This is a genomic window from Brevundimonas sp. UBA5936 (assembly GCA_002430835.1).
Classification (GTDB): domain Bacteria; phylum Pseudomonadota; class Alphaproteobacteria; order Caulobacterales; family Caulobacteraceae; genus Brevundimonas.
Window position 1 is genome coordinate 1 of record DJDA01000142.1, and the last position, 6,915, is coordinate 6,915.

At 69.0% G+C, this 6,915-nt stretch carries 8 protein-coding genes; 5 read left to right on the forward strand and 3 right to left on the reverse strand.

Features of this window, described 5'->3' with window-relative positions:
- The first annotated feature begins 285 nt into the window (after positions 1-285).
- From B2Y21_RS14600 to B2Y21_RS14610, 3 genes are all read left to right on the forward strand, one after another.
- The gene (locus B2Y21_RS14600) at positions 286-648 is read left to right on the forward strand and encodes a DUF6481 family protein (RefSeq protein ID WP_292060539.1); all 363 of its coding nucleotides are present in this window, start codon (positions 286-288) and stop codon (positions 646-648) included.
- 168 nt (positions 649-816) lie between these two features.
- Positions 817-1,293 (forward strand): Dps family protein, encoded by a 477-nt coding sequence (locus B2Y21_RS14605; RefSeq protein ID WP_125900543.1) that lies wholly within the window; start codon positions 817-819, stop codon positions 1,291-1,293.
- A gap of 125 nt (positions 1,294-1,418) precedes the next feature.
- Positions 1,419-2,615: a cell wall hydrolase gene (locus B2Y21_RS14610; RefSeq protein WP_292060540.1), complete on the forward strand. Its 1,197-nt coding sequence runs from the start codon at positions 1,419-1,421 to the stop codon at positions 2,613-2,615.
- A gap of 12 nt (positions 2,616-2,627) precedes the next feature.
- Here the strand turns inward: B2Y21_RS14610 and B2Y21_RS14615 are convergent, their stop codons facing one another.
- The gene (locus tag B2Y21_RS14615) at positions 2,628-2,879 is read right to left on the reverse strand and encodes a helix-turn-helix domain-containing protein (RefSeq protein WP_292060541.1); all 252 of its coding nucleotides are present in this window, start codon (positions 2,877-2,879) and stop codon (positions 2,628-2,630) included.
- A complete protein-coding gene (locus B2Y21_RS14620) occupies positions 2,879-3,481 on the reverse strand; it encodes a DUF2975 domain-containing protein (protein ID WP_292060543.1) in 603 nt (200 codons plus the stop codon). Before B2Y21_RS14620 ends, B2Y21_RS14615 begins: the two co-directional genes overlap by 1 nt.
- Before the next feature lie 81 nt (positions 3,482-3,562).
- On the opposite strand from B2Y21_RS14620, the gene B2Y21_RS14625 reads away from it, so the two are divergent.
- Complete coding sequence (locus B2Y21_RS14625; RefSeq protein WP_292060544.1) at positions 3,563-4,519, forward strand: MBL fold metallo-hydrolase; 957 nt, start codon at positions 3,563-3,565, stop codon at positions 4,517-4,519.
- Positions 4,520-4,536: 17 nt separating this feature from the next.
- On the opposite strand, the gene trxB is transcribed toward B2Y21_RS14625, so the two are convergent.
- Positions 4,537-5,556 (reverse strand): thioredoxin-disulfide reductase, encoded by a 1,020-nt coding sequence (trxB, locus tag B2Y21_RS14630; protein WP_292060546.1) that lies wholly within the window; start codon positions 5,554-5,556, stop codon positions 4,537-4,539.
- A gap of 79 nt (positions 5,557-5,635) precedes the next feature.
- Between trxB and B2Y21_RS14635 the strand changes: the two genes are divergently transcribed.
- Positions 5,636-6,915 (forward strand): TIGR00341 family protein (locus B2Y21_RS14635; protein WP_292060547.1); only part of this gene is annotated, 1,280 nt, incomplete at its 3' end.

The window sequence follows — 6,915 nt, forward strand, 5'->3', positions numbered from 1 at the left end:
GCGGCGCCGCCGGCGCGGCCGTCGGCCACGCCCAGAAACCGCACTGATCCATCGACATGGATGCGGCCGCGTCGTGCGGCCGCATTCTGCGTCCTGGCGGCCCTATTGCCGCTAAATCCCATGAAAACGGGCCGTAGAGCTTGATTTCGGCGCGAAATTCGGCTTTGGCCTCGCGCCGGGTCGAGCGCGTCGAGATGCGTCTCCCGACCTGATCTATGGCCGTCGCTCCGGCGATCGGCCTTTTTCGCCGTCTCCATTCCCTATCAAGGACACCCGCCTCTCAGCATGCGCGACCTCAAGAACACCGGCTTCAACGACCGCCTGTCCGCCCAGAAAGACGCCAAACAAGCCCTGCTGGCCCGGTTCAAGCCGAAGCCGACGGTTCAGGATCCCGAGTTCGAGAAACTGGCCGAAAAGCGCGCCGCCGAGAAGGAGGCGATTCGCCAGCAGCACGAACTGGCCAAGGCCGAAGTGCGCCGCGAGAAGGCTGAAAAAGACGCCGCCCGTCTGGCCGCCGAAATGGCCGCTCAGGACGAGGTCGACGCCGCCAAGCGCGCCGCCCGCAAGGAGCGCAAGCAACTGACCAAGGAAGAGCAGAAGGCGGCCCGCGACGCGCGTTACGCCGCTCGCAAGGCGCGTCAGCGCTAAGCATGGGTCATGCGCCCCTTCCTTGACCGGGAGGGGCAACGCTCATGCGGCTGCAGCGTTACAGGGGCGAAGATTCCTGCGACGCGTCGCCGCCCGCCCCTTGGATCGTGCGTTCGACGACCTAACTGCAAGGCTGATCTTCATCCAGCACTGCCAACGGGAGCCGTCATGAACGCCATCGACACCGGTCTGAAGCCCAAGGAACGCGCCGACGTCGCGCGCGAACTGTCCAAGGCTCTGGCCGACAGCTACGCCCTCTATCTGAAGACGCACGGCTATCACTGGAACGTGCGCGGGCCGGAGTTCTTCAGCCTGCACAACCTGCTGGAAGAGCAGTACCGCGAGATCTGGGCCGCGCTGGACGATATCGCCGAGCGTATCCGCGCCCTGGGAGAGCTGGCCCCGCAGAGCGGCTCGGCCTTCGCCAATCTGACCTCGATCAAGGACGGCGATCCTGAGAAGGATTCGTCCGAGATGCTCAAAGAGCTGATCAAGGACCACGGCGTGGTCATCTCGACCGCCCGCGCGGCCCTGGACGCCGCCGACGAGGTGGGGGACGAGGCCTCGGTCGACCTGATGACGCAACGCCTGGCCGCCCACGAAAAGGCCGCCTGGATGCTGCGCTCCAGCCTGGGCGATCGTTAAGCGGAAAGGAGATCGCCGCTTCCGCCTCACGGAACGGTAATCTTCGCGTCTGAAAAGCGCCGGATTGGGCGGTCATGCAGATCGCTGATTTCCGGCGCCGCCAGACGCCGCTATACGGACATCGCATGAACCTCGGCCGCCTCACGCCGCTGAAGACGACCGGACGCCGGGCAGCCGCTGCGGCGCCCGCCGTCATGGCCGTCACCGTGGCGGTCATGGGCGTGGCCATGTCGGCCAGTTCGACCCCCCGTCCCGACATCGACCGCACCGCCGAAGCCGTGGCCCGCGCCACCGGCGGCGACCTGGGGCCGGACGGCCTGGCGGCGGTGACGGCGCGAATGGATGCGGGGCAATTGGCGATCGCCCGTCGGCACGACCCGGCCCTAGGTCTGCCCGAGCTTTACGGCCTGACCCCCGGCTGGGAGAGCCTGACCTTGGGCGGCAAGCCCTCTCTGGATCAGGGCGTGGCCGGCGTCGCGGCGCAGCAGTTGAACGCCGCCATGCCCAACGCCTTGGGCGCGTTGCAGCCCGCGCGACCCTTCCTCTTCCGCCCGGTGGACGAGGCGTCGCGCCAGCGCGCCCTGCGCTGCCTGACCCAGGCCGTCTACTATGAGGCGGCGCTGGAGCCGACCGAGGGGCAGGAGGGCGTGGCTCAGGTCGTGCTGAACCGGGTGCGCGATCCCAACTATCCCGCCAGCGTCTGCGGCGTCGTCTATCAGGGCGCCGAGCGGACCACGGGCTGCCAGTTCAGCTTCACCTGTGACGGCTCCCTGGCGCGGGGTCCGGTGCGCTGGGCCTGGGACCGGGCCGAGCGGGTCGCGGCGCGCGCCCTGAACGGCCATGTGTCCGAGCGCGTGGGCACGGCCACCCACTACCACGCCGACTACGTCCACCCCTGGTGGTCGCCCAGCCTGGCCAAGATCACCCAGGTCGGGGCGCACATCTTCTATCGCTGGAAGGGCGCGGCCGGAGAGACCGCCGCCTTCGTCACCGCCTATTCCGGCCGTGAGCCGACGATCGACGAGGCTCGCTTCGCCCAGTCGCGCGTCCTGCTGGCCACGGCCGCCGACAGCGTCGAAGCGGCGCTGGATGGCGCCAGGTCGGGCGAACTGCGCACGGTCGAGATCGACGGCCAGACCCGCGTGGTGGGCGTCGCCAGCCTGGGCGGCCGCCGCCAGGCGGGCAAGGACGAGATCGCCGCCATCAACGAACGGCTCAAGGCCTTTGAAACCGGCGCCGTTCCCAGCGTGACCGTGGCAGCGCCGCCGCCCGCCGGAGTTACGCCGATGGCCGTCGAAGAGGTCGGCAAGCCTCAAGGCTAAAGGGGCGGGCGATCAGCCCGTGCCGGTCTTGCGAACCACGTCGTCGTCCGTTTCCGAGGCGTCGGGCGCGTATTCCAGAATGTCGGCCGGGCTGCAGTGCAGATAGCGGCAGATGGCGTCCAGGGTGGCGAAGCGCAGGCCGCGCACCTTGCCTGACTTCAACAGGGAGAGGTTGGTCTCCGAGATGCCGATGGCGCGCGCCAGCACGTTCGAGCGCACCTTGCGCCGCGCCATCATCACGTCCAGCCGTACGATGATGGGCATCAGACGAACCGCGAGGCGTCGTCGTGCACCTCGGCGCCCCAGGCCATGACCCGCGCCACCACGAACAGGATCAGCCCAAGGGCCAGGGCCTTGGCGCTGTCGATCCTCAGCCAGCCCTCGTCGTCAAAACCCGCCAGCGTCACCAGGGCATGGCCGAGCGTCGGAGCCACGGCGTAGGCCATCAGCCACAGGGCGATGCCGCCCATGCAGCGGGCGTTCTCCTGGGTCAGCACGACCCCTGAGCCATAGAGGCGGAACAGTCGTCGCAGCCCCCACAGCACCGCCAGGGCAGGGATCATCATCACGCTGGCCGACAGGGCCAGGGCGATCTTCTGGATCCAGGGCAGGGCGCCGACGGTGGTCCAACCGGGCGGCACGGGCGGGACCGTCGCCTCGATATAGATCTGCATCCCGCCGGGGCGGACCTGCAACCGGGTTCCGACATAGGTCAGCACGGCGACGACCGCGATCGCCAACAGGGCGGCGCCCAGCGCGAACAGCACCGTGAACAGCCCCTCCAGCGGACGGCTGAGCCGCCGGATGCGGATGAAGGCGTCCGGCTCCAGCGGAACCGGCGGGGGCAAGGCGACGACAACCGCCATGGGATAACGCTGCTCCAATTTGATTGACGGCTATATTTTTATGTATTTCGATATGTTCAACAACTCAACCAAGGATACGACATGTCGCATCAAGACCAAGGGGGCGGGGCGCCCATGATCGCAGGTCTGGCTCTGGCGGCCCTGCTGGCCGGTTGCGCCACTCCGGCCAGCCGCCACCCGTTGACGCTCGCAGACCTGGGCGCGGCCTCGCGCGCCTCGGCGCTGGAGGCGAGCCTGGCGCGGCCCGGCGTCGTGACTTTCGAGCGCGTTCGTTTCGCTCAGTGGACGGCGGGGCGAGGGGCCTTCATCGATCGCAAGAACCCTCGCACGGCGACCGTGCCCAAGGGCGATGAGGAGGCGACGATCTACGCCTATGTGGTGGATCACCCTCGCTTCGGCCGCGTGATGATCGACAGCGGCGTGTCGACTGAACTGGGAGAGCGGCTGAACGGTCTGATGCGCCGGGCGGTGTCCGACCTTGATGTCCGCATCACGCGCACCACGGCCCAGTGGCTGGAAGGCCAGACGCCGCCGCGCGCCGTCTTCCTGACCCATCTGCATTTCGATCATGTGGGCGGGCTGGTCGACTTGCCGGTCACGACGCCCGTCTATGTGAGCGCAGGGGAGGCTCAGGAACGCAGCCGCGTGAACCTGGTGCTGGGCCGCCCGGCGGACGCCGCCCTGCGCGGCTACGGCCCTCTGCGCGAGTGGCGGTTCCAGCCGGACCCAGACGGCCGGTTCGCCGGGGTGCTGGACGTTTTCGGCGACGGCTCGATCTGGGCCATCAGCACGCCGGGGCATTCGGCGGGATCCACCGCCTATCTCGTCAACGCCGTGGACGGGCCGAAGCTGGTGGTAGGCGACGCGGTCAGCACCCGCCTGGGCTGGGAGCAGCGGATGCCGCAGCCAGTTGCGCCCGCCGCTCGCGCCGCCGCTGAAACCTCTGCCGAACGGCTACGCAGCTTTGCGGCCGCGCATCCTGGTGTGACGGTCTTCCTGGGCCATCAGTCCCGAACAGGGCAGGCGGAGGCGCGCTGAGGCGCCTCCTGTCTTCCCTACCAGGCGCCGATCTTCGCGGCTTCCTTGTGGCTGATGGGGTGTTGGGCGGCCTTGTGGTCTTCCTCGGCGAGGAAGCGGGCGGCTTCAAGGGCGGCCATGCAGCCCATGCCCGCCGCCGTCACGGCCTGACGATAGACGTCGTCGGTGACGTCGCCGGCGGCCCAGACGCCCTCGATGGCGGTCGCGGCCGTGCCCGGCTTGACCCGCAGATAGCCGCCGGAGTTGGTTTCCAGCTGGCCCTTGAACAGTTCGGACGAGGGGGCGTGGCCGATGGCGATGAAGACGCCGTCAGCGGGGATTTCGCTGATCTCGCCAGTCTTGACGTTCTTCAGGCGCACGCCCGTGACGTTGCGGGCCACGCCGTCGACGACGCCGACGACTTCCTCGACGGCCACGTCCCAGATCACCTTGATCTTGGGATGGGCGAACAGGCGGTCCTGCAGGATCTTCTCGGCGCGGAACTCGTCGCGGCGGTGAACCACGGTGACGGTCTCGGCGAAGTTGGTCAGGAACAGGGCTTCCTCGACGGCGGTGTTGCCGCCGCCGACCACCACCACCTGCTTGCCGCGATAGAAGAAGCCGTCGCAGGTGGCGCAGGCCGAGACGCCGAAGCCCTGATACTCAGCCTCGGAGTCCAGACCCAGCCACTTGGCCTGGGCGCCGGTGGAGATGATGACAGTCTCGGCCAGAATTTCGGCCCCCGAGTCCAGCGTCAGGCGGAAGGGGCGCTGGGACAGGTCGGCCTGGGTGACGATGTCGTGGATGACCTCGGTCCCGACATGCTCGGCCTGGGCCTGCATCTGCTGCATCAGCCAGGGGCCCTGGATGGTTTCGGCGAAGCCGGGATAGTTCTCGACGTCGGTGGTGATGGTCAGCTGGCCGCCGGGCTGCAGGCCGGCGATGATCACCGGGTTCAGCGAGGCGCGGGCGGCGTAGATGGCGGCGGTCCAGCCGGCGGGGCCGGAACCGATGATGGCGACGCGGACGGTACGGGCTGGGACTTTGGCTTGGGTCATGACCCCTATTTAGGCGCTGATTCCCGATTTCGCGACGCCTGTCGTTCCGTCACGCTTCATGGAGGGATATGAAACGGGCATGACCGCCGAAACGCCCGCCGCCGCCCAGACCCGAAACCTGCTGCGCCGCCTGCTGGTCAGCGCCCGGCGCGGCGTGGATCACGCCGAGGCCGCCCAGGCCGTCTATGAGAACGGCGGGCTGAGCGGCCGCTATCTGATGATGACGGTGATCTCGGCCGCCATCGCCGCCCTGGGCCTGATGCTGTCGTCGCCGGCGGTGGTGATCGGGGCCATGCTGGTCTCGCCGATGATGGGGCCGATCGTGGCCCTGGGCTTCTCCCTGGCGCTGCTGGACTGGAACGAGCTGAAGCAGTCGCTGACGGCGCTGGGCGTCGGGGTGGGGTTGGCGCTGTTCGTGGCGATCCTGCTGACCCTGCTGTCGCCGCTGAAAGAGCCGACGGCCGAGATTCTGGCCCGCACCCGGCCCAATTTCTTCGACCTGCTGATCGCGGTCTTTTCGGGGGTGGCGGGCGCCTACGCCGTGATCCGCCAGCGCGGCGAGACCATCATCGGCGTGGCCATCGCCACCGCCCTGATGCCGCCGGTCGCGACGGTGGGCTTCGGCCTGGGGACCGGGGACCTGTCGATCGCGGCGGGCGCCTTCTTCCTGTTCATGACCAACCTAGTGGCGATCGCCCTGGCGGCGACGGTGACGGCGGGCTTCTACGGCTTCCGGCCGCGCCTGCTGGAGCGGCCCAAGCCGTGGCGCGGCGTGGCGGTCATGGTGGTCTTCGTCCTGCTGGCCGTGCCGCTGGCCTTGTCGCTGCGCAGCATCGCCCTGGAGAGCCGGGCTACGGCCGAGACTCGACTGGCGGTCGAGGACATCTTCGCCGGCGCCGAGTCGCGCATCACCCTTCTGGACGCGCGCAGCGAAGGGAAGGGCGTGACCGTCTCGACCCTGGTCAGCACGCGCAAGCTGATGGCCGACGCCCAGGCCCGGCTGCAGGAGCGGCTGACGGCGGCCCTGCATGTGCCTGTCACAGCCACCCTGGACCAGATCGTCGTGGCCGATCCGCAGGCGGCGGCCCGCGCCGTCCAGACCAGTCAGGCGAGCGCGCCCGATCCGGCGGCGGCCCTGCGCAACCGTCTGGCCGACGCCGTGCCCTTCGCCACCGATGCGGTGATGACCGACGCCGAGGGGCGGCGGGCCATTGTTCTGCTGCGGCCCGACGCCGGGCTGGACCTGGACAGCGCCTATGCGCTGGAGGCGGCCCTGCGGACGCGGTTCGACGGGGTGGACGTATGGGTGACGCCCCCGGTGCAGGAGCCGAAGGCGGTCGACCTGGGCGACGCCGAGGC

Excerpts from the sequence above, each read along its gene's own strand:
- trxB (WP_292060546.1), bottom strand. The coding sequence starts at position 5,556 with ATGACCCAAGCCAAAGTCCCAGCCCGTACCGTCCGCGTCGCCATCATC.
- B2Y21_RS14625 (WP_292060544.1), top strand. The coding sequence starts at position 3,563 with ATGTCGCATCAAGACCAAGGGGGCGGGGCGCCCATGATCGCAGGTCTG.
- B2Y21_RS14605 (WP_125900543.1), top strand. The coding sequence starts at position 817 with ATGAACGCCATCGACACCGGTCTGAAGCCCAAGGAACGCGCCGACGTC.
- B2Y21_RS14620 (WP_292060543.1), bottom strand. The coding sequence starts at position 3,481 with ATGGCGGTTGTCGTCGCCTTGCCCCCGCCGGTTCCGCTGGAGCCGGAC.
- B2Y21_RS14600 (WP_292060539.1), top strand. The coding sequence starts at position 286 with ATGCGCGACCTCAAGAACACCGGCTTCAACGACCGCCTGTCCGCCCAG.
- B2Y21_RS14610 (WP_292060540.1), top strand. The coding sequence starts at position 1,419 with ATGAACCTCGGCCGCCTCACGCCGCTGAAGACGACCGGACGCCGGGCA.
- B2Y21_RS14615 (WP_292060541.1), bottom strand. The coding sequence starts at position 2,879 with ATGCCCATCATCGTACGGCTGGACGTGATGATGGCGCGGCGCAAGGTG.